This window comes from Rhodopseudomonas sp. P2A-2r, assembly GCF_026015985.1.
In the GTDB taxonomy this organism is placed as follows: Bacteria; Pseudomonadota; Alphaproteobacteria; order Rhizobiales; family Xanthobacteraceae; genus Tardiphaga.
Genome location: NZ_CP110389.1, coordinates 3,591,006 through 3,612,824, shown reverse-complemented (window position 1 = coordinate 3,612,824; position 21,819 = coordinate 3,591,006). Strand labels below are relative to the sequence as shown.

Annotated in this window: 9 protein-coding genes and 3 pseudogenes; 2 read left to right on the top strand and 10 right to left on the bottom strand. The window is 65.4% G+C overall.

Annotated elements, in window-relative coordinates:
* Window positions 1-2: 2 nt before the first annotated feature.
* Genes ONR75_RS17405 through ONR75_RS17395 form a run of 3 tightly spaced genes read right to left on the bottom strand, consistent with a single transcriptional unit; the run spans window position 3 to window position 3,761 of the window.
* The gene (locus tag ONR75_RS17405) at window positions 3-1,520 is read right to left on the bottom strand and encodes an amino acid ABC transporter permease (RefSeq protein WP_265078378.1); all 1,518 of its coding nucleotides are present in this window, start codon (window positions 1,518-1,520) and stop codon (window positions 3-5) included.
* Window positions 1,517-2,722 carry an amino acid ABC transporter permease gene (locus ONR75_RS17400; RefSeq protein WP_265078377.1) on the bottom strand — a complete coding sequence of 402 codons (1,206 nt, stop codon included), beginning with the start codon at window positions 2,720-2,722 and terminating at the stop codon, window positions 1,517-1,519. The genes ONR75_RS17405 and ONR75_RS17400 overlap by 4 nt, the downstream gene beginning before the upstream one ends.
* A gap of 25 nt (window positions 2,723-2,747) precedes the next feature.
* Window positions 2,748-3,761 (bottom strand): amino acid ABC transporter substrate-binding protein, encoded by a 1,014-nt coding sequence (locus ONR75_RS17395; RefSeq protein WP_265078376.1) that lies wholly within the window; start codon window positions 3,759-3,761, stop codon window positions 2,748-2,750.
* A 322-nt stretch (window positions 3,762-4,083) separates the two neighbouring features.
* Here ONR75_RS17395 and metC point away from each other — a divergent pair, with 322 nt between their 5' ends.
* Window positions 4,084-5,280 (top strand): cystathionine beta-lyase, encoded by a 1,197-nt coding sequence (metC, locus tag ONR75_RS17390; RefSeq protein WP_265078375.1) that lies wholly within the window; start codon window positions 4,084-4,086, stop codon window positions 5,278-5,280.
* 102 nt (window positions 5,281-5,382) lie between these two features.
* Here metC and ONR75_RS17385 read toward each other — a convergent pair whose 3' ends face one another.
* A complete protein-coding gene (locus ONR75_RS17385) occupies window positions 5,383-8,757 on the bottom strand; it encodes an autotransporter domain-containing protein (RefSeq protein ID WP_265078374.1) in 3,375 nt (1,124 codons plus the stop codon).
* A 701-nt stretch (window positions 8,758-9,458) separates the two neighbouring features.
* On the opposite strand from ONR75_RS17385, the gene ONR75_RS17380 reads away from it, so the two are divergent.
* Window positions 9,459-10,436 carry a helix-turn-helix domain-containing protein gene (locus ONR75_RS17380; RefSeq protein WP_413776523.1) on the top strand — a complete coding sequence of 326 codons (978 nt, stop codon included), beginning with the start codon at window positions 9,459-9,461 and terminating at the stop codon, window positions 10,434-10,436.
* A 24-nt stretch (window positions 10,437-10,460) separates the two neighbouring features.
* On the opposite strand, the gene ONR75_RS17375 is transcribed toward ONR75_RS17380, so the two are convergent.
* The 6 genes and pseudogenes from ONR75_RS17375 to ONR75_RS17350 form a co-directional block, all read right to left on the bottom strand.
* The gene (locus ONR75_RS17375; protein ID WP_265078373.1) at window positions 10,461-10,799 is read right to left on the bottom strand and encodes a lipid-A-disaccharide synthase N-terminal domain-containing protein; all 339 of its coding nucleotides are present in this window, start codon (window positions 10,797-10,799) and stop codon (window positions 10,461-10,463) included.
* Complete coding sequence (locus ONR75_RS17370; protein ID WP_413776522.1) at window positions 10,799-11,542, bottom strand: glycosyltransferase family 2 protein; 744 nt, start codon at window positions 11,540-11,542, stop codon at window positions 10,799-10,801. Before ONR75_RS17370 ends, ONR75_RS17375 begins: the two co-directional genes overlap by 1 nt.
* Window positions 11,543-11,612: 70 nt before the next feature.
* Window positions 11,613-12,457, bottom strand: a pseudogene (locus tag ONR75_RS32840) (phosphatase PAP2 family protein).
* Window position 12,458: 1 nt separating this feature from the next.
* A pseudogene (locus ONR75_RS17360) lies at window positions 12,459-14,200 on the bottom strand (ArnT family glycosyltransferase).
* 50 nt (window positions 14,201-14,250) lie between these two features.
* Window positions 14,251-16,370: pseudogene (gene pbpC / locus ONR75_RS17355) on the bottom strand (penicillin-binding protein 1C).
* A gap of 80 nt (window positions 16,371-16,450) precedes the next feature.
* Window positions 16,451-21,673, bottom strand: a complete 5,223-nt coding sequence (locus ONR75_RS17350) for an alpha-2-macroglobulin family protein (protein WP_265078372.1) — start codon at window positions 21,671-21,673, stop codon at window positions 16,451-16,453.
* Window positions 21,674-21,819: the final 146 nt, after the last annotated feature.

Genomic DNA, 21,819 nt, shown 5'->3' with positions numbered 1-21,819 from the left:
TCTCAGCTGCGCCGGTGAGCATTGAGGCGATGCTCGACGAACAGGGAATAGCGCGACATTGCAAAGCAGAACACGAAATACAGGATGCCCGCAAAGGCAAAGCCTGTGAACAGCGTCGACGGCGTCGACCAGACCGGGTCGGCGAACGACGCGCGCAGCGATCCCAACAGATCGAACAGCGCGACGATCGAGACCAGCGACGTGTCCTTGAACAATGCGATGAAGCTGTTGACCAGGCCGGGGATGACGTGTCGCAGCGCTTGCGGCATCACCACCAGCGCCGTGGTCTTCCACCAGGAGAGGCCGAGCGCGCTGGCGGCTTCCGATTGGCCGCGCGGGATCGCCTGCAGACCGCCGCGGATGACCTCGGCATTATAGGCGCCGGCGAACAGCGCGATGCCGATCAGCACGCGCACCAGCCCATCCACCGTGAAATTGCCCGGCAGGAACAGCGGCAGCATATAGGTGGCGAAGAACAGCACGGTGATCAGTGGCACACCGCGCCAGAACTCGATGAAGGCGATGCAAAACAGCCGGATCAGCGGGATGCTCGAGCGCCGCCCCAATGCCAGCGCAATGCCGACGGGCATCGAGGCGACGATACCGGTGACGGATACCACCAAGGTAACCAGAAGCCCTCCCCACAGTCGCGTGTCGACGACGGGCAGTCCGCCACGATCAAGGCCCATCACTGCGATGACCGCGCCGATCCCGGCGAAGCTGGCCAGGCTGACGATCAGGATGCGCCGGCCGCTGCGCAGGCCGCCGCCGAGCAGGAACAACGCCCCGGAGACGATCAGCGCCGTCGCCGCGAAGTCGGCCCATACCGGCTGTCCGGACGTCTGTATCAGATTTCTCAGCCACGTCAGCGGCCACAGCACGATGGCCACGACGTAGCCGATCAGTTCGATCAGGCTGCCGAGTGCGGCGAGTATCTGCGAGAGCACCGGCAGATTCGTCGCTGCCGCCAGGCTGCGGCCGCCATCCACCAGGTTGTTGGCAAGGCCGGCCAGCGCGCCCTCGGCCCAGCTGAGGCCGAAGCCGCGCAAGCCGCCGCCATGCAGCAGGAAGAAGGCAACGACAGGAAACGCAGCGAACAACAGGACGGAATTGAGGCCCTTGGCCGGCAGGCGCGGGATCAGCAGCGGCAGCAGCAGCAGCGCCGCCAGCGCGAAGGTCAGATTGACCCGCCAGCGTTCCGCCTGCGGATAAAAGCCGTAGATAAACTGCGTGAATTTGGCTTGCACGAACGGCCAGCATGCGCCGACCGGATGGCCGGCGTTTTCGGCCAGACAGGCGTTGCGGTCCGTCCCCTGCCACACCGCATCGACGATCAGGAACCTGACGGCCGGAATGACCGTGAACCACAGCAGCAGCAGGCTGGCTGCGGTCAGCAGGATGTTGGTCGGCGAATTCATCAGTCGCGTTCGGACGAAACCGACGAAGCCTGTTGTTTTGATCGGTGCGGCGCGCTCCGGAATGAGCTCGCGGGAGATGAAGGCGCGATCGGGCTCGCTCATGCGCCCATGCTCCGCCCGATGCGCCAGCCGTAGAGGCTCATGATGGCCGATGTGACCAGCGAGATCAGCAGGTAGACGCCCATGGTAATGGCGATGATCTCGATCGCCTGTCCGGTCTGGCTCAGCGTGGTGCCGGCGAACACCGAGAACAGATCGGGATAGCCGATCGCCACGGCCAGCGACGAGTTCTTGGTGAGGTTGAGATACTGGTTGGTGAGCGGCGGCAGGATGACGCGCAAGGCCTGCGGCACCACGATCAGCCGCAAGGTATTGCCACGGCTCAGCCCCAGCGAAGCCCCCGCCTCCATCTGTCCCTTGTGAACCGACTGCACGCCGGCGCGCACGATCTCGGCGATGAAGGCCGCCGTATAGGTCGACAGCGCCAGCACCAGCGCGACGAATTCCGGGATGACGCGGGAGCCGCCGGAGAAATTGAAACCCTTCAGCTCGGGGATTTCAAAAGTCAGAGGCTTGCCGAAAATGAGCACTGCGATGACAGGCAATCCGACCAGCAGGCCGACAACGTAGGGCCAGATCCGGATCAGCCGCCCGGTGTCGAACAGGAGCTTGAGCGCGACGCGGCGCAGCACCAGCGCACCAATGATCGCAATGACGAGGGCTATGGCGAACGCATCGAAGCCGGCGGCGCCAACCGGCTTCGGGATCACGAATCCGCGGTTGCTGAGAAAGAAGCTGCCGAACAGCGAGATGCTTTGTCGCGGGTTGGGCAGCGTCCCCAACACCGCGAGATACCAGAACAGGATCTGGAACAGCAGCGGCAGGTTACGCACCAGTTCCACATAGCCGCCGGCAATGCGCGACAGCAGCCAGTTGGGCGACAGCCGGCCGAGGCCGACGACGAAGCCGATGATGGTGGCGAAGAAGATGCCGATGATCGAGACGACGAGGGTGTTGACCAGACCGACGAAGAACACCCGCGTGTAGGTGTCTGCTTCGGTGTAGGGAATCAGCGACTGGCTGACGCCGAAGCCCGCGGTATTGACCAGGAAGCCGAAGCCCGAGGCGATGCGCTGGTTCTGCAGATTGCTGCGCGCATTGTCGATAATCTCGTAGCCGATCCAGGCCAGCAAGGCGACGAACACGATCTGCAGGGCAAAGCCGCCCCAGCCGGCCTGGCCGCCGAGTGCACGCCGCATCCTGGCGGCCCATTGCGATGGCGGTTCCCGGGGTTCGATCGCCATCGGTGCGATCGGTCGCGCGGTCAGGTCAACGGATCGGCGGCGCGTACTGGATGCCGCCCTTGTTCCAGAGCGCGTTCAAGCCGCGGGCGATGCCGAGCTTGGAACCGGCGCCGACGTTGCGATCGAAGGATTCGCCGTAGTTGCCGGTCGCCTTGACGATGCGGGAGACCCAGTCCTTGGTGAGGCCGAGCTGTTCGCCGAGATTGCCATCGGTGCCGAACACCCGCTTCAGCTCGGGCTTGTCGGACTTGGCCATGTCGTCGACGTTCTTCTGGGTGACACCGAGTTCCTCGGCATTGATCATCGCGAACAGCGTCCATTTTACGATATCGAACCACTGGTCGTCGCCATGGCGTACCAGCGGGCCGAGCGGTTCCTTGGAGATCACCTCGGGCAGCACGGCGTGATCGGCGGGAACGGCGAGCTTGAGGCGTTCGGCATACAGTCCGGAAACGTCGGAGGTGAACACGTCGCAACGGCCGGCTTCATAGGCTTTCACGGTTTCATCGGCGGTGCCGAACGCGATCACCTCATACTTCATGTTGTTGCCCTTGAAGTAGTCGGCAAGGTTCTGTTCGGTAGTGGTACCGGTCTGCACGCAGACTGACGCGCTGTTGAGCTCGAGCGCGGAATTGACCTTGAGCGACTTGCGGACAAGGAACCCCTGGCCATCGTAATAGGTGACGCCGGTGAAGTTCACGCCCAGCGAGGTGTCGCGCGAGACGGTCCAGGTGGTGTTGCGCGACAACACGTCGATCTCGCCGGACTGCAATGCGGTGAAGCGATCCTTGGCCGACAGCGGCACAAACTTGACCTTGGTCGGATCGTTGAACACTGCGGCGGCTATGGCGCGGCACACGTCGACGTCCAGTCCGGCCCAGTTGCCCTTGTCGTCCGGCGCGGAGAAGCCCGGCAGCCCGGAACTCACGCCGCACGACAGCACGCCGCGATCCTTGACGGTCTTGAGGGTCTGCGCGTCTGCCTGCCCTGAGAGACCGGCGGCAAGCGCGAGCGCGACGACGAGGGATACGCGTTTCATGGCAAAGCCTTTCAAGAACCTGCGGGCTGTCTCATGCACCACCGGGGCAACCTAGCCATCCGCCCCGGTTTCGCAAAGCCCCCGTCAGATATCGGAGCGGGCAAGGGCTGCCTTATGAACAGGCAATGGACCGAAATGGACGGCGCGCGGTTCAGCTTGCGGTGACCAGGCCATTGATTTCTATCACAGAACGGCCGGCAAGGGCGGTCAAGGGGTTGACGATGATCTTCCGGGTCCTGTTATTAGGAACCCCAGCCTTCCCGCCATACGGCGGCCCTGCGCACCGGCTGCGGCAAAATGACTCGGGATCCGTGGCGAACGCATGACTCATTCAGACGACAGGCGAAACTCGATCGACCTTGGCGCGGAGACCCTGCTGGTCACCGCCGGCCGCGACACCGAAGCCCAAAAGGGCTTCGTCAATCCGCCGGTCGTCCGCGGCTCGACCGTCCTCTATCCGACCGCAGCTGACCTGCACGCGCATCGCGGCGAGTATCAGTACGGCCGCCACGGCACGCCCACCACCAAGGCGCTGCAAGAAGCACTGATGGCCCTGGAGGGACCGGCCTGCGCCGGCGTCGGTCTCGCACCCTCGGGCCTGGCGGCGATCTCGACAGCCCTGCTGGCCGTGCTGAAAGCCGGCGATCATCTGCTGGTGTGCGACAACGCCTATCGGCCGACGCGCAACTTCTGCAACGGCATGCTGGCGCGCTATGGCGTCGAAACCACCTATTTCGATCCGCTGATCGGCGCCGGCATCGCGGCCCTGTTCAAGCCCAACACCCGTGCCGTCATGGTCGAAGCGCCCGGCTCGCAGTCCTTCGAAATGCCGGACGTGCCGGCCATCGCCGCCGTCGCTCACGCGCGCGGCGCGCTGGTGATTGACGACAACACCTGGGCGACGCCGTTGTATCACCGCTCGCTCGACCAGGGCGTCGACGTCAGCATCCAGGCCGCGACAAAGTATATCGGCGGCCATTCGGACATCATGTTCGGCACCATCTCTGCCAACGCCGAAGCGTGGCCGCAGATCAGCGACGGCATCAAGCTGCTCGGCGTCTGCGCTGGGCCGGACGACGTGTTCCTGGCGCTACGCGGCGTACGTACGCTATCGGTTCGATTGGCGCATCATCAGCGGTCGGCACTGGAGATGGCGCACTGGCTGGCGGCACGACCGGAGGTGACCCAGGTTCTGCATCCCGGCCTCGAGAGCCATCCCGGCCATGCGATCTGGAAGCGCGACTTCACCGGCGCCTCCGGCCTGTTCAGCATCGTGCTGCGCGATGCCCCCCAGAAGGCGGTCGACGCCTTCCTCGACACCGTACAACTGTTCGGCATGGGCTATTCCTGGGGCGGTTTCGAAAGCCTCGTGATCCCGTTCGATTGCGCCAGCTATCGCACCGCCACCACCTGGGCGCCGGGCGGCCCTGCCCTGCGGCTGCATATCGGCCTGGAAAACGTCGACGACCTCAAGGCCGATCTCGCGCGTGGATTCGATGCCTTCAACGCGGCACGCTAGCGGCGCGAGCCGCAGCATGATGCGGAAGTGCTGCTAACGCACTGGCGCTGTCGAACCCGACAGCGCGCGCCTCGCGATAGCGGCCGCCGTTCGCCGAACCGGTTACCACGCGAACCGGGCGCCGGCCGACAACTGGTGACTTTCGGCGTTGCTGCGGAATTCACCGTTATAGGCTGCGAACAGCCGGAAGTTTTCGCTGCGCCAGCCGGACATCTTGAGGCCGACCAAGGCGGCATCCCGGCCGGGATGCGCGGCGTCGACCAGGAACGCTTCGTCGAGCAAGGCCGCCGTGCTGACCAGGGTGGTGTCGCGCAGATCGTGACCCCAGCCGACCTTCAGCTCGGGCATCAGGGTGGCACCTTCCAGCGTGCTGATCCGCGCGCTGAGGGCGACTCCGGCTGTGGTGGTCAGCTTGTCATAGGTCTGCGTGGCATAGACCAGACCGAACGGGAGCTGGCTTTCGCTGTAGGCGTCGCGGCGAAAGCCCTGCCAGTTGATGCCGGCGTACGGTTTCAGCACCACGTTTGGCGCCACCGCAAAGCGATACCCGGCCTCCAGCGAAGTGCCCACGCCGATGCCATTGGTGCTGCCCTGGAGGGCCGTGCTCGTCAGAATCATCTGGCGGGTGGTGGAAATCTGGCTCGGGCCGACCGCGACGCGGAAGTCGACGACGGCCGCACCGGGAGTCCAGCTGGCATAGGCGGCACCAGCGTAGGTGTCGGAGGTGCCGCTGATGTCGGTGCTGGTCGCCGTGGTGCGCGCATAGCCGAAGGCGCCGCCGGCGATCAGATTGTTGGCAAAGCGGCGATCCGCGCCGACGGTGAAGCCGCCGCTGACGGCCTTCGAGCCGGACAATTCGCCGGAGTCGCCGACCCGGCTGCTGCGGCCGAAGCCCTGCCCCCACACGCTCCAGCCGGTCTCGACCCGTTCCGCGGCTCCAACGCTGGCAAAGGCATTCATCGCCGAGGCAGTTTCGGCGCTCATGACGTTGCGGCCGGCATAGGACAGCGCGAAGGATTGTGATGTCCCGTTCTGGCCCTGCTCGGCGCCAAGCCCGAGTGCATCCTGACGATCGCCGATCGCACCGAGAAAGCCTGAGAAGGCCTGCAGCGGCGCGCTCGACACCGCCGGCTGGCCGGGGCCGCCAAGCTGGGACAGTGCCTTGTCGATTTTCGCCTCGCTATCGAGATTGTAGAGCGCATCGAACAGCGCTTTCTCGGCTGCGCTCGGCATGGCGCCAGAAGGCGCGCGCTCCCTGTCAAGAATGCCTGCGACCGAGCTTGACGCCCCGGACCCAAGGCCGGCGAAACTGGCGGGCATCACGACCAGCGTGATCGCGCTGTCCTTGTATATAAGGTCGAAGCGGCCGTTGGCCGGCAAACCTGACGTTGGCTGAGCCAGTGTCGAGAAGCTGCCTGCGGTGCGGGCGCCGTTCTGCGCCTGCACGAAGGCGAATTCGGTGCCGATGGACGGGGTGTAGTTGCTCACCGTGCCGACGCTACCGCGCAGCACCGGCGTCACCGTGCCGGCGGCCCAGAACACATTGCCGGCGCCGGTGACGTAGATCCGGTCATAGGTCCCCGGTCCGCCCGGCACATTCGCCGTGCCGTCGATGTCGATCCGGGTATTGGCGGTCGAGGTCAGGGTGACGTTGCCATTGAAGGTCAGCGAGCCCACCGAATTGCCGGACAGCACCGTACCCGGCGCAACCGCGCCGCTGGCGAGGAGATCGGTGATATTCGCCATCTTGCCCGGCGACAGCGTGCCGGCGATGGTGGTGTTACCGTTGATAGTGCCGAAGCCGGCCAGCGTCGCCGGTTGCGCTACGCTGAGACCGTTGCCGCCCGACATGGTGAGCGTGCCGTCCACGGCCAGCGTGCCCAAAGCGGCAAAGACATTTCCGCCCGCATTGGTGCGGCCGGAGATCGACAGGATGCCGTCACCCGACTTGGTGAAGTCACCTTGCGTGTTCAGCAACTGGCTCCAATAGGTGGTGGTGTTGGCCGCGACCGGGACATTGGTGTTGGCGGCCAGCGTGGTCGGGCCTTCTGTCGCGCGGTCGAGCCGGATCAGGCCATAGCCGAACATCGCATCGACGCCGGGTGCGCCGAGATCCTCGGTGGTCGCAAACAACAGATGCGCCAGATCCTGCGCATTATAAGTCGGATTGGCCTGGATCAGGACGGCGATGGCGCCGGACACCGTGGGCGCCGCCATCGAGGTGCCCTGCAGCGCTGCATACGTGTTGTCAGGCACCGTCGAGAAAACGCCGAGATTGTTATTCACGTCGCCTCCGGGAGCGGCAACGCACCAGCTCGCCGTCACGCCGCAGTAATTCGAGTAATAGGCCGCCTTCTTGTCGCTTCTCACGGACATCACGCCGATAATCAAACCATTCTGGTGCTGAAAGTTTGAGAAATCGGCATCGGCTCCGGCCCCCTGATCGTCATAGACACCGGCATTGGCATGGGCCGGCTGGATATAGGGATATAGCGCCATGCCGCTGGGATTACGTCCCGCGAGAGGGTGGTCGTCGCGCTCGTTGCCGGTGGCCGCGACAATGATCTTGCCGGCTTGCAACACGTTCAAGATCGCCTGAATTTCGGCCTGACTGCTCGGCAGGGTATTCGCCCACACGGTCTGCGGTGGCGTGCCATCGAGTACGCTGGGACCGTAACTCGCATTGTAGACCATGACTCCCTGCAACGACGCGAAATAGTCGAGCGGCGCGGCATTGCCGTCAATTCCCGGCGCATAGCCGTAGGGAGCCTTGTTCGCGACGATCGTGCGGATCGGAATGACCGTGGCGTCATAGGCCACGCCGTGCATATCCACATTATCGAATTTTTGCGCAGCGACGATGCCTGCAACGTGGGAACCGTGGACATCTTTAGCATTAGGTTTTTCCGGATCGACGATTGTCTGCAGCGTGAGCTGCGCCGGATCGTAGGTCCCGCCGTTCTGGACAAGGAAGTTACGGCCGCGTGAAATATTCAGCTTGTTGACAAGCGCGGCATTCGTCGTGTCGAAGCCGCTATCGCCGACTGCGACCGTCACGCCGTTGCCCGTGAAGCCTCGATTGTAGGCCGCCTGCGCGCCGATCAACTGCAGATTCCACGTCTGCTCATAGGCGCTCGGCATGGGAGAAGGCAGGTTCGGCGAGTTGTTCACCGCCTGCGCGACGTTCTGATAGGCCGATTGCCCGAGTCCCGAAGCGCTTGCCGTGCGCGTCGCCATCACCTGCGCGGCATTCGGCGCGAGCGTCATCGGCTGACCGGAGGTGAGCACGCCGAGATCGGCAGCCGTGGTCATGTTGCGCGTCAGGCCCGGTGCCAATTCGCGCACATGCTCGATCACCGCATTGCGCAATTCCGGGCGTCGGTAGGTGCTGTCGTAAACCTGGGCAATCAGCCCCAGTTCGCCCAGCTTCAACGCGGCCGACAGTTCACGGCGAAAATCCGCCGGCAGCGGTGCCATTGCCTTCGGTTTTGAAGATTGAGCGGTGCGAGACGATTTGTGGTGGTGGGCCTCAGCCGCATGCAGGACCGTCTGACCACAGACTGCACTCAGGATCGTGGATCCCAGACAAAGTGCGGAAAAACCGCGCAAACCAATCCTGCCCACCACGAACTCCCCTGCCAGCTGGGTCCCGGAAGCTGCGGCCAAAGGCCCGCATCGCTCCCCGGCCGTCGGCGCCGCGGCGGCGCCATTGTGTCCAAATGTTGTCGGCTCGTTGCCGTTCTAATACGGCTCGGATTTGGTTGGACAGAGCCATCAGCACGGCTCGGACGAGGGTCCGGCTTTTCCCTTGATCCCCCGTCTCATGGTGGTGAGGAGACATGTCAGCGTTGCTTTGATGCGACATACGGAACCGGCGGATGACGACGAGCCTCCGCGTCGCCTTAGCGTTGGTGCGAGCACGGCAAGCGGAAGACCGGGCCGATTGCGCTTAACTCTGATGCTACCCTAGGCTATAGAGCCGCTGCGCGCGCTCTCGGGGCTCGGTCGACGTCAGGATGACCGCGCCGGCCATGTCGTCCAAATTTGCCGCGAGTGCGTCTAGATGGGGAACTTGTGTGAATTTGTCCGAATTGTCCCCCGTCGTGCCGAAGCCTGGCGTCGCAGCTTCGGGCAGCGAACCCCGGTCAGCCACGTCAAATCTTCCCCGGCTCTATTATGTGACAACGGGTCTCGATACGCCGAATGCTTTCGAGACCTGGAGCGCGGTGATATCGCCGCTGTTCGAGCCTCGCGCCTGCGGGCCGACCAAAAAGACCCCCACAGGGTCAGCCTACGGCGTCATTATCGGCGACATCATTATCGCCAAGGTGGCGTTCAACGCGCAGGACTTCGTGCGGGACGAGCAGCGCATTCGTGCCACGCCGGATCATTTGCTGCTGCACCTCTACGTCAGCGGCGGGTTCAACGGCCATGTGACCGGACAGAAAACCACGATCGGACCGGGCAAGGTAGCCCTGATCGACTTGGCTCATCCCGTGGACACGCGGGCATTCGCGTCCAGCACGGTCACGCTCATCGTTCCGCGCAAGCTGCTTGGCGATCTTGCGCTGGACGATCTCAAGCCGCGACTGGACACATTCAGGAATGACCTGCTGGCGGCGCATATGCAGTCGCTACTGGAACGCAGCGCTCAGTTGAACGACAGCGACATCGAAGCGACAGTGGCGGATACGGTCGCGTTTCTCAAACGTCTGCTCGCCCCGGCCCCCGACGACTCCTTCGTCGAACAGCGCGATACCGACGAGAACGTGCTGGCGCTGACGGAGGCGGCCATCCGCGACAATCTCGCCCTGCCCGAACTGTCGCCGGACTGGCTGGCTTTGAAGCTCGATGTGTCGCGTGCCTCGCTCTACCGGTTTTTTGCGAGCCGTGGCGGAATCATGCGTTACGTCCAGGAACGGCGGTTGCTCGCTGTACAGGCTGCCCTCAGCGACCCGCTCGAGACGCGACGCCTGTCGCGCCTGTCGGCCGATCTGGGGTTCAACAGCGAAGCCCACTTCAGCCGCAGTTTTCGTGCCCGCTTCGGTGTCACCGCCAGCCAGTATCGCAAGATGCAGCTCGACGCCGCCGCGACGACGCAGCTGACGAGTCCTGAAGTTGTGCAGCAATGGTGGAGCAGCGTAGCTCAACCGTGAGAAGCAGCCAGCCCGGCGGCTTGCTCAGTTGTCCAGCGTCTTCGATCCGCTGGCGTGGTTCTTGATGATCAGCATGATGTTGCGAACGTAGATCACCGTGGCAAAGGCCTGACCGAGGATGATCACCGGCTCGCGCTTGGCGATGCCATAGACCAGGGTCATCAATCCGCCGGCCATCGAGAAGAACCAGAATGCCATCGGCACGACGCTCTGTCCGGCGCGCTCGCTGGAAATCCACTGCACCAGAAAGCGCGCGGTGAACAAGAGCTGCGCAACCAAACCGAAGGCGAGCCAGAAATCGAACTTGGCGACGAACACGTCGTAAAGATAGTCGCCCAGCGTCTGGCCATAGTGAATGAGCATTATTTGAACTCGGTTGCGACCGGCGTCGCGCGCTTGCGGCGGATCAGCCACCAGACGCCGGCCAGATCCATGATGCCGATCCACAGCCGGTCGAAGAAGCCGTAGTTGGAGACGCCCGAATGGCGCGGGCGGTCGGTGACATCGACATAGGCGATATCAAAACCTTCGCGGCGCACCAGCGCCGGGAGGAAGCGATGCAGCCCGTCGAAATACGGCAGCGACAGAAATACATCTCGGCGAAAGCACTTCAGGCCGCATCCGGTATCGCGCGTGCCATCTTTCAGGATCGCGTTACGCACCGCATTGGCGATACGCGACTGCATCTTCTTGAAGCCTGTATCCTTGCGGCCGACGCGCTGCCCGGCGGCAAGGCCGACACGACCGTTGCCATTCACTACGGCAGCGATCAGGTCGGGCAGGAAGGCCGGATTATTCTGGCCGTCGCCGTCGAGGGTCGCGACCACGACACCGCGTGCGGCGCGCACCCTGCTCCGCACCGCCGCCGACTGACCCGAGGATTTTGCGTGATCGAGGCGGCGGAGATTCGGACGCTGCTTCATCAGATCGGCGAGGCGCTGCGGGGTCGCGTCTGTGGAGCCGTCGTTGATGTAGATGATCTCGTAGGGCCAGCGGCCATCCAGCGCGGCGGTGATCTCGGCGATCAGAGGCGCGACGTTGTCCGCCTCGTTGCGCACCGGCACAACGATCGAAACATCAACGGTGGAAGTCTCGGAAAACGACAAATCGAGGCTCAAGGTTTGAGGCGGTCCAACGGGAACCCGGGCCGCGGGCTCAGCCTGCAGCGTCCGCTTCTTATGGGGCGAATGCCCCGCGGGCAACCCTTTGAGGTGCTCTGGCGAGGGGCCGGCGAGCGGATCGATGGTGCCGTCGGCGCGAATGGTGAAGGCCAGATGGCGGGCAGCGAACCAGTAGCGAACGAACATCGCGCCAACCACGCCGACCAGGGCACCGGCGACCACGTCGCTCGGATGGTGTGCCAGCAGCACCAGACGGCTGACGCAGATGGCGATGACATAAACGATCATCACCGGCCGCGCCCGAGGCCACACAGCAGAGACCGCAAATGCCAGTGCCGCGCTTGCGATGGCGTGGCCGGACGGAAGACTGGCATAGCTCTCGCTCCAGGCAAACAGCGAGTAGTTGAAGGGATTGGCAACGCCGCCGACGAACGGCCGGCCACGGCCGACGATCCCCTTGATGACCTCGCCGGCCAGGACCGGCAGCAGTACGGCGAAAAACACGAATGCGAGGCGGGTCCCGCAGGCGATGAGCACCGCCCGCCCATGCCCGCGAAGCCGCGGTGCGAGCATGGCCACCAGAACGAGCAGCGCCGCGAGCGCCCATAGAAGATAAGTCGATTTGCCGAAGTCGGTCAGAATGCGGACCGGCCAAAGGCTTGCGGTGCCCCGCGGCGGCATCAGGCCGATCTCGATCGCGTCCAGTCCGACCATCAGCATGACAATGGCCACGGCGACCAAGGCAGTCAGCGCCAGCGAGCGGCGGGCCCAGCGCCTGCCGGCCTCTGCCCGACGCGAATGCGACGGCGCACGCACCAGTCGCGCAAGCGACGACCCTACGAAGGCGAAGAGCGTCGTGAAATAACCGTTCGCAGGCGTCAATGCTGGGCCGGTCGACATCCTATTCGGTGCCCTCGGACCGGAAAATGGCAATCGAGATCGCCCTGCCCTGGGAGAAATTGTAGCCTTCGATACGGGTCGCCATATTGTAGCGCAGCCCGATCGCCTCGGCGCGCTGCGCGAAGCCGCGTTCCGAGCGCGCTTCCACCAGCGCGAACCGGCAGCTGCCCTGGCCGAGGAAATCCGCCGCGCCGGAGCCGTCGGTCAGAAGCGTCGATGTCCCGTTCATGAAGACCAGGCTGGGCTCATGATAGCCGGCCGCGGCGGCCCGCGGTCCCACGCAGACCACGTTGCGCAGCGCCCGCGCGATTTCCTGGCTGGGGAACAGCGGCTTCATCGCCGGCATCACGATGCCGTAGAACGACGCGCTCATGAACAGTGCGGCGACCACCGCATTGAGCAAAGAGCGCTCGGCATGGTTGTCGTCATACATCCACCACGCCAGCAGCCCGAAGCACAAAGCGGCGCCGGCGAACGGCCAGGCCAGGAACACTGGATGGCGAACCACCATGATGGCGCCGATCAGCACGAACACCGCCGTCAGGACCGGAATCGTGAACCACCACGCCGCGCCCTTGGCCAGCCACGACCGCGACAGCACGCGGCGCTCCAGCGCGCCAACGATCAGGATGGCGATCGCCGGGTACAGCGGCAGCACATAATGCGGCAGCTTCGTCATCACCACTTCGAACACGATCCACGAGGGTATCAGCCAGGCCAGCAGGTACTGCGCGCCGGGCTCGCGTCGCGCGCGCCAGATCGCCGGCGCGGCCATACCGGCCAGCGGCGCGCCGGGCCAGAACGTCACCCAGAACAGCAGGAAATAGGCGCCGGGCGGAGCGCCGTGGGATTCCTGCGCCGCCAGCTTGCTCAGCATGTCGCCGCCGAGCGAATTCGAAAAGAACGCCTCGCCGGACTTCAGGTAAATGGCGATGAACCACGGCAGCACCAGCAGCAGCAGCCACACCACGCCCCAGCCGATCCGTAGCCGCCACAGCCATGCGGCGGAGCGGTCGAGGATCGCCAGGGTCACGACGGTCAGGCCGACGAACATCAGAATCAGCGGCCCCTTGATCAGGATCCCCACCGCCAGAGCAGTCCAGAAGATCGCCGGCTCGCTCCATGACTTGCGCGCGGGCTCCTCGCCGCGCTGCCAGGGCAGATAGACCCGCGCCAGCGCGCCCATCACGGCAACCACGGTCAGCAGCAGCATGGCATCGGTCTTGGCCAGCCGCGCCTCGACGCCCAGCAGCACCGAACTGCACATGACCAGCCCGGCCAGCACGGCACCGCGTTGCGTGACGAAGGCCAGCGCGGTCCAGTAGGTCAGAAGCACGGCGCCGATGGCGCCGATGAGCGACGGAACGCGGTACAGCCAGATGCGGACGTCGGCGCGCGGGAGGCCGAGCTTGGTGGCCGTCTCGACCACGGCGGACTGCAGCCAGTAGATACCGACCGGCTTCTTGTAGCGCACCTCGTCCTGGAACCGGATATCGACGAAATCGCCGGTCTCGACCATCTGCTTGGTGGCCTGCGCGAAGCGGGCCTCGTCGCGGTCGATGGGGGAATATTGAAGAAACCGGGCAAAAAGAACAGCAGGCCGCAGATCGCCAGAAACGCGACCGCCCGGGCATGGCCGGAGGACACATAGTCCAGTACCCGCACCAGTCCGCTGCCCGGATTGACCCGGGTTTTCGGCTCGCGCGGTGCTCCAAATCGGGGTCTTGCATAGGTCTCGGCCATCGCTGTCGCATACGCTGAAACAGTCGGCCGGACAACCAGTTAGCTTGCGCTTATTGAATTCTGACCACAACTGTGTCCGCGGCGCCCGCAGCGTCCTGAACGGTCAGCCGGACGAAGCCGGGCCCCGGCGGGTCGACCAGCCGCTGCCGCCGTCCGTCGATCTCACCCACCGCCACGCCGTTGACCAGCATCGTCAGGGCAGTACCCCGCCGGCGACCTTGACCGGCAGCGCCGAAAACGTGCCTTCGGCGATACCGGCAGCGTCGATCCGCGAGCCGTTCAGCGGAAACTGGATGTGCAGGGCCTGCTCGGTGCCGGTCTGGATCAACTCGCCCAGCGGCCGAAACCGCCGCAGCGGCAGCGGCAATTTGGCGTTGCTGCTCACCAGGGTCCCCTTTGGCGCCCTGGGCAAGGGGGCCGGCAGCTTGCCGGTGCGCGCGAAGGCATCGAACAGGATCGGTGCCGCCGCAGTACGGCCGACCAGTCCGGGGACCGGCGCGCCATCGGGGCGCCCGACCCAGACGCCGATGGTCATCCGCCCGTCAAAGCCCACCGACCAAGCATCGCGATAGCCGTAGCTGGTGCCGGTCTTGAAGGCGATCCGGTTATGGGCGGCATTGTCCGGCGGCGGCGTACCCAGCAGCACGGTGCCGACCTGCCAGGCGGCCACCGGATCCATCAATCGCAGCGTCTCGCGGTCGTCGCCGCCATTGGCCTGCATGATCTCGCGCAGCGGTCGCGCACTGCCCTGGCGCGCCATGCCGGCATAGAGCTGCGCCAGATCCTGCAACGTCACGCCGACGCCGCCCAAGCCCATGGCGAGGCCCGGCGCCTCGTCCTTCGGCAGCACCAGCCGGGCGCCGGCTTGCTTCAGCCGAGATGACAGCCGGGAGGCGCCGACGCGGTCGAGCAGCGCGATGGCCGGTACGTTGAGCGACAATTGCAGCGCCTTGCGCACCGGCACCGTGCCCTGGAACGTCATGTCGAAGTTCTCCGGCGCATAGGAGCCGTAGCGGATCGGGCGGTCGTCGATCAGACTGTCCGGGTGAACGAAGCCGTCCTCGAAGGCGAGGCCGTAGATGAACGGCTTCAGCGTCGAACCGGGCGAGCGCACCGCGCGGGTCATGTCCACCTGTCCGGCCCTGCGGTCGTCGAAGTAATCGGGCGAGCCGACATGCGCGAGCACGTCGCCGCTCTCGTTGTCGACGGCGATGATCCCGATCGACAGATTGGGCCCCAGCGCCGCGGCGCGGTCGCGGGCCAAAGATTCAAGTGTCTTCTGGATGCCGGCGTCCAGCGTCAGCCGGATCTGCGGCGTGTCCTTGACCAGCGACGTCGCCTGATCGGCGGAATGCGGCGCCAGGATCGGCATCGGCTTGCGCAGCCGCGGCACCGGCACGGCTTTCGCCTGCGCTGCGTCATCAAGCGAGACCTTGCCTTCATGGACCATGCGGTCGAGCACGCGGTCGCGCGCCAGCCGTGCAGTGCCGGGATGGCGATCCAGCCTTCGCGTCTCCGGCGACTGCGGTAGCGCCACCAGCAGCGCCGATTCAGCCAGCGTCAGGCGTTTCGGCTCCTTGCCGAAATAGGCCAGCGACGCGGCGCGGATGCCTTCGAGGTTGCCGCCGAACGGCGCCAGTTCGAGATACAGGTCAAGGATCTCGTCCTTGCTCAAGCGCCGCTCGAGCTGCAGAGCGCGCACCGCCTGGCGGATCTTGGCGCCGACCGAGCGCTGCTGCCGCGGTTCGAGCAACCGCGCCAGCTGCATGGTGATGGTGGAGCCGCCGGAAACGATGCGGCCGCGGGTGAATAACTGAAACGCCGCGCGTCCCAGCGCCAGCGGGTCGACGCCCGCATGCGCGCGGAAGCGCTTGTCCTCATAGGCCAGCAGCAGGTTGAGATAGCCGGGATCGACGGACGTTTGTGCGACCACCGGCAACCGCCACCGACCGTCGGCCATGGCATAGGCGCGCAGCAGTTTTCCGTTGCGGTCGACCACGGTGGTGGAGACCTGCTTTGCTTGTTCCAGCGGCAGCGGGCCGAGGGAGTAGACCCAGGCGGCTATCGCTGCGCCACTGAGGACGAAGACAGTAGCGACCACAACGAATGAGCGTCGAGCAATGCGCCACGCTTTCCCCAAGTCATGGCCGGGCTTGACCCGGCCATCCACGACATCGTCATCGTCACCAGAAGGCGTGGATCCCCGGGTCAAGCCCGGGGATGACACCAGAGTCGTGGCTGGCACTTCGCTCATTTCGCCTTCGTCACTTCGACAGAGCCGGTGCCGGTGCGGCCGTAGCGCGAGGGATTGTACATGTCCTCGACGTAGGCCTGCGGCAGCACATACTTGCCCGGCGATACCGCGCGCACCACGTAGGCCACCGTGAACACCGCCTTGTCATCGCTCTTGCGGTCGATGGCTGCGGTGAAACGGTCGTCGCGGAACTCGGTATGTTCGGGCTCCTCGCCGTCCTCGATCCAGTCCAGCGTGCCGGTGTCGCCGGACGATACCAGATGCGGATTGTCGATCTCCAGGCCAGCCGGCAGATAGTCGGCCACCATGATGTGGCCGTATTCCGGCTTGGCTTCGGTGATCTTCAGCACCACGGCAAAGCGGTCGTTCTGCTTCGCCTTGGTCACATCGGCAGGCTTGCCGTCGAGCGTAAAATAGCTGCGCTCGATCTTGAAGCCGTTGGATGCCGCCGGCTCCGGCGTGACCGGCGCGCCGGTGACTGAGATCACCGCCTGCACCGGCACGTCGCCGGTATTGGTGATCTTGATCGGCTGGCCCGCCATCTCCGCCGCCTTGTAGCTGCGGTACAGAGCCGTCTTGATGGGGGCGCCGTTGACGTCCAGCGACAGCGTGTTGGCCTCCTTGGCCAGCGCCCGCGATGCCAGAACCAGCCAGGCGTTCTCCTGGGTCGAGGTGTAGGGCGTGAGACCACGGGCGGCCTCGACGCGCTGCACCGCCTGGGTCAGCGTCGCCTTGGGTGCGTTGCCTTCACTGGCCAGTGACACCAATGCCGCGGCATCGCGCAGCGCCGAACCGTAGTCGACGCGGCCGAACTGGATCACCGGCTTTGGCGCGAGGCTGTCGACCGCTGCGGCATAGACCCGCTCGGCTCGGGCGCGGTCGCCGACCAGCGCCAGCGCGGCGGCGAGCTGGGACTTGGCGATCAGAGTCGCCAGCTTGTCCAGCTTGGTGTCGGCGAGATAGCGCAGGTCGCCGATCGGCGCGGTGCCGTTCTTGGCCAGCACATAGAGGCCGTAAGCGAGATCACGGCCGCCGTCCTTCTCCGGCTCCTCGGCGTTGACCACCGAGTTCCTGATCCGGTCGAGTGCGCTGCGGAACAGCACGTCCGGCACCTTAAAACCCTTTTCGCGGGCGCGGGTCAGGAAGTCCGTGACATAGGCGTCGAGCCAGGAATCGTCGCCGCCGGCCGACCACAGGCCGAACGAGCCGTTGGAGCCCTGCCTTGCCAGCAGCCGGTCGATGGAGTCCTTGATGCGCTGGTCGATGCCGGTGTCCATCGCCAGATACGCGCCGGCGGCGAGATCGTTGACATAAAGCAGCGGCATCGCCCGGCTGGTGATCTGTTCCGAGCAGCCATAGGGATAGCGGTCGAGCGCCTTCAGGATGGTGGCGGCGTCGAGCGCGGTGGAGAACGACGCCGACAGCGACACGCCGCCGGTGCCCGGCACCAGGTCGGAGAACATATCCGAGGTCAGCGTCAGGCTCTCGCCCTTGGCTAGGGTGCGGATCGAACGCCGCGCTAGGATCTGGGTCGCGGCCTTGACGTCGAGCATGTAGTGCCGCGCCAAAGTGATGCCATTCGGTCCCTTGATATCGACATCGAGCTGCGCGGTGCCGGCGCCGCCATTGGCATCCAGCGCCAGCGCCATGGAGCTGCGCTGCTCGGCCGCCAGCCTGACGGTGGTGGCGGGATTGCCGGTGACCTTCAGCGGGCCGGTGGTCTTGACGTTGATGGTGTAATCGCCCGGCGCGCCTTCGACATTGTCGAGGTCCATGCTCATGGTGCCCTTGTCGCCGGACAGCAGAAAGCGCGGCAGCGTCGCGGTCAGCACCACGGGATCCCTGACGATTACGTCAGTGGTGGCGCGGCCGAGTTTTGTGGCGGTCCAGGCCACCGCCATCACGCGGGCGGTGCCGGCGAATTCCGGGATCTCGAACACGATCTCGGCGGTGCCGTCGGCGGCCACGGTGACGATTCCCGAATACAGCGCCAGCGGCTTTTGCGTGGGCGGCGAGCCCTGCAATTCGGCGCCGGCGGAGTCGCCGCCGGTCCTGAGCTGGCCGCGGGTACCCTGCATGCCGTCGATCAGCTGCCCGTAGATGTCGCGGATCTCCGAGGTCATGCGGCGCTGGCCAAGATAGTAGTCGTCCGGCGCCGGCGGCTTGTAATTGGTGAGGTTGAGAATGCCGACATCGACGGCGGCCACCACGATCTTGGCGTCCTCGCCGGGATTGAGCCCGCCCAGCTTGACCGGCAGCTTCAGCGTCGTGCTCGGCCGGATCAGCGCCGGCGGCGACAGCGCCACGTCGAGGGTGCGCGCCTTCTTGTCGATGCCGAACCACTTCACGCCGATGGCGCGGCCGGGCATGCGCTTGGCCGCGGTATCGAGTGGCCGGCGCAGCGTCGCCACCACATAGGCGCCGGTTCCCCAGTCCTTGCCGACGGGGATCTTGACCTGCGACGCGCCTTCCTTGACCTGCACGGTCTGCGTCGTCAGTAGCCGGTCGCCCAGCACGTTGACGGTCAGGCGTCCCGCCGAGCGGGAGTTCACCGACACGGTCATGGTGTCGCCGGAGACATATTCCGGTTTGTCGATGGAGGTCTCCAGCAGGTCCGGCGTGTCGGCGCTGCCGTCGGAATACCAGCCGACATCGAACTGCACCGAGGTCAGCGGGCCGTCGGCCTCGGTCGACTTGACGTCCAGCCGATAGCGGCCGGGCTGCGGCGCCAGGGATACGCGTGCCGGCTTGTCGGCGGCGATGGTGAGATCGCCGTCGGCGACACGTTTGGTGGACTTGACCGGCTCATATTCCCAGGACGAGTTCTGCCGGTACCATTGGTAACGGGACTCCATTTTCAGCAGCTCGTAGCGCAGGCCGTTGCGGGCCAGCGGCTTGCCGTCCGGCGACACGAAGACCACGTCGAACTCGGCCTTGTCGCCCTCGGCGACGTTCTTGTCGGCGAACAGCGGCTTGACGCCGATCAGCGCCGTGGCAGGGGCCACCGGCAGCACCAGCTTGCGCTCGACCGCGCGGCCGCCGGTCTCGGTCACGCGGATGAAGATCTGCGCCTCCTGCGGCCGCGTCGAGGACGGCGGCTTTGGCAGACTCACCGGGAACGTGGCAACACCGTTGGCGTCGGCCTCGGGCAGATCTTCAATGGGCGTACGCTCGTTGCTGGTGGTCTCCTCGTCGGCGACCCCGAACTGATAGCCGGCAAAGCCCGGCCGTGCGGCCGCCGGGGCGACCAGCAGATCGCCTTCGAGCTGCAGACCGGAGGCCGGGGCACCGTACAGGAACCGGCCTTCAACCTTAAGTTCTACCGGAGCTTCCGCTTTGATCTGCTTGTCCTTGGAAGATATATCGAATTCGATCCGGTCCGGGACGTAATCCTCGACCATGAAGGTGGTCTCGCCGACGGCGGCGGCCTTCGGATCGGTGAACACCCGGGCCCGCCAAGTGCCGGTCGGCACCGCGGAATTCAGCGGCAGCGTCAGGCTGCGGCCGCCGGCGCCCTGGTCCTGCAGCACGACGCGGCGGAACTCGACGCCATCGGGCCGCTCGATCACCATGGTCAGCGGCCCGCCGGTGACGGCATTGCCCTGCCCGTCGCGCAGCAGCGCGGTGAGATAGACGGTCTCGCCGGAGCGATAGACGCCGCGTTCGGCATAGACGAAGGCATCGGCGCCGGCCGGCACCGCGCGGCCGGAGACGCCGCGGTCGGAGAGGTCGAAGGCGTCGGTCTTCAGGCTGAGAAAGGCGTAGTCGCCCTTGTCGCCGGTGACCGTCAGCAGCGCCGGCGCAAGCCCGCCCTCGCCGCGGGCCAACCCGGCCTCGAACAGCACATGGCCGGCGTCGTCGGCCTTCCTGGTGGCGAGGATCTCGTTGTTGCGCGCCAGCAGCCGGACCTCCGCCTTGCCCACCGGATCGGTCGAGGCCAGTGAATTGACGAACACGTGGATGCCGTCATTGCCGGAGAACGCGGTCAGGCCGAGGTCGGAGACGATGAACCACTGGGTCGCCAGCGAGCCGTCGTCGTCGTCCTTGCCGGAGCCCGGCCCCTTGGCCACGGCGGTCATCACATAGACGCCCGGCTGCAGCTCGCCGATGGCCTGATCGACCGGGAATGCCGTGGTCACGTCGGCGTTCAGCGTGGAACCGGTCACCAGGTCGCCCGACCACACCTTCACGCCGCGCTCGGAGCCTAAGCTGTCGAGCTGGTATTTGCTGAGCGTCTTCTGGAAATCGCTGTCGATGACCGTGCCGATCAGGTTGCGGTCGCCGATCCGGAACACCTGCACCGACACCGCCTGGGTATTGACCGACACCAGCGGGATGCCCTGCTGGCCGGTGCGCGGCAGTACATAGGCGCGGCCGGTGAAGCGCACGAACGGCTTGCGATCACGCACATAGATATTGAACTCGGCGGATTTCGGCAGCGTCTCCTTCACGGTCGACGGCAGGCCGGCGCGCAGGTTGATGTTGTAGCGCTCGCCATGCTTGAGGCCCTCGACGCAGAGCTGTTTTTCCTCGGAGGTCAGCGCCGGCTTGTCGCTGCCGGCCAGTGCCAGGAACGGCGCGAAGTCGACCCGCTTGGCGAGATCCTCGGAGAACTGGAAACATGCGCGCGGCGAGGCGGAATCCGAGTCGACGGTGTAGTCGAGCAGCCGGAAGCCGTGGTCGTCGCGTAGTTTTTCGTACTGGCCGCGGACGTCGGCGACCTCGCGCAGCTCCAGCGACAGCCGCAGCGTGTCCAGCGCCGGGCGCCACAGCTTGCGTTCGGACATGGCACGGCCCAGCGCCGCCAGCGCCTCGGCCTCCTCGCCGGCATTGCCGGCGCGCTGATAGGCGATATAGGCGGCGGTCGAGGCCCGCTCGAGCAGGAAGGTGGTTTCCGACGATGTCGCGGGACGGATCTGGAAGATGGTCTTGGCCAGCCGCAGCCAGTTGGCGCTGTCTTCCGGCGCGATGGCCACGATCTGGCCGAGGGTGGTCAGCCCAGCGCGGTAGTCGCTGCGCCGGAACGCGGCATCGGCGTCGCTGCGCAGCGTCGCGGCCGACTTGCTGACCGGTCCGGCCTCGCTCTTGATCTGGGCCTCCAGCTTGATGGCGGAGTCCTGCAGATCGTCGCGCCTGAATGCCTTGTCCGCCGCACTTGCCGACACCAGGCCGAATGCCAGCGCGGCGCAAAAGGTAACGGCGCGAACCAAACCAATCATGATGGACTCCCTGCGTGGACCGCCTGAGGCGCGCCCAGACATGCGCAAAATGGTGACGGACTCATGACCGCCGAAAACTGCTCTTCAAACAACGCCACGCGACAGCAGCCTGACGAATCCGGCGCTGCCCCGCCTGACGGCGCATC

What these genes read in the sequence shown, in the direction of transcription:
- ONR75_RS17405 (WP_265078378.1), bottom strand. Translation starts at nt 1,520, where the DNA reads ATGAGCGAGCCCGATCGCGCCTTCATCTCCCGCGAGCTCATTCCGGAG.
- ONR75_RS17400 (WP_265078377.1), bottom strand. Translation starts at nt 2,722, where the DNA reads ATGGCGATCGAACCCCGGGAACCGCCATCGCAATGGGCCGCCAGGATG.
- ONR75_RS17395 (WP_265078376.1), bottom strand. Translation starts at nt 3,761, where the DNA reads ATGAAACGCGTATCCCTCGTCGTCGCGCTCGCGCTTGCCGCCGGTCTC.
- metC (WP_265078375.1), top strand. Translation starts at nt 4,084, where the DNA reads ATGACTCATTCAGACGACAGGCGAAACTCGATCGACCTTGGCGCGGAG.
- ONR75_RS17385 (WP_265078374.1), bottom strand. Translation starts at nt 8,757, where the DNA reads ATGGCACCGCTGCCGGCGGATTTTCGCCGTGAACTGTCGGCCGCGTTG.
- ONR75_RS17375 (WP_265078373.1), bottom strand. Translation starts at nt 10,799, where the DNA reads ATGCTCATTCACTATGGCCAGACGCTGGGCGACTATCTTTACGACGTG.
- ONR75_RS17350 (WP_265078372.1), bottom strand. Translation starts at nt 21,673, where the DNA reads ATGATTGGTTTGGTTCGCGCCGTTACCTTTTGCGCCGCGCTGGCATTC.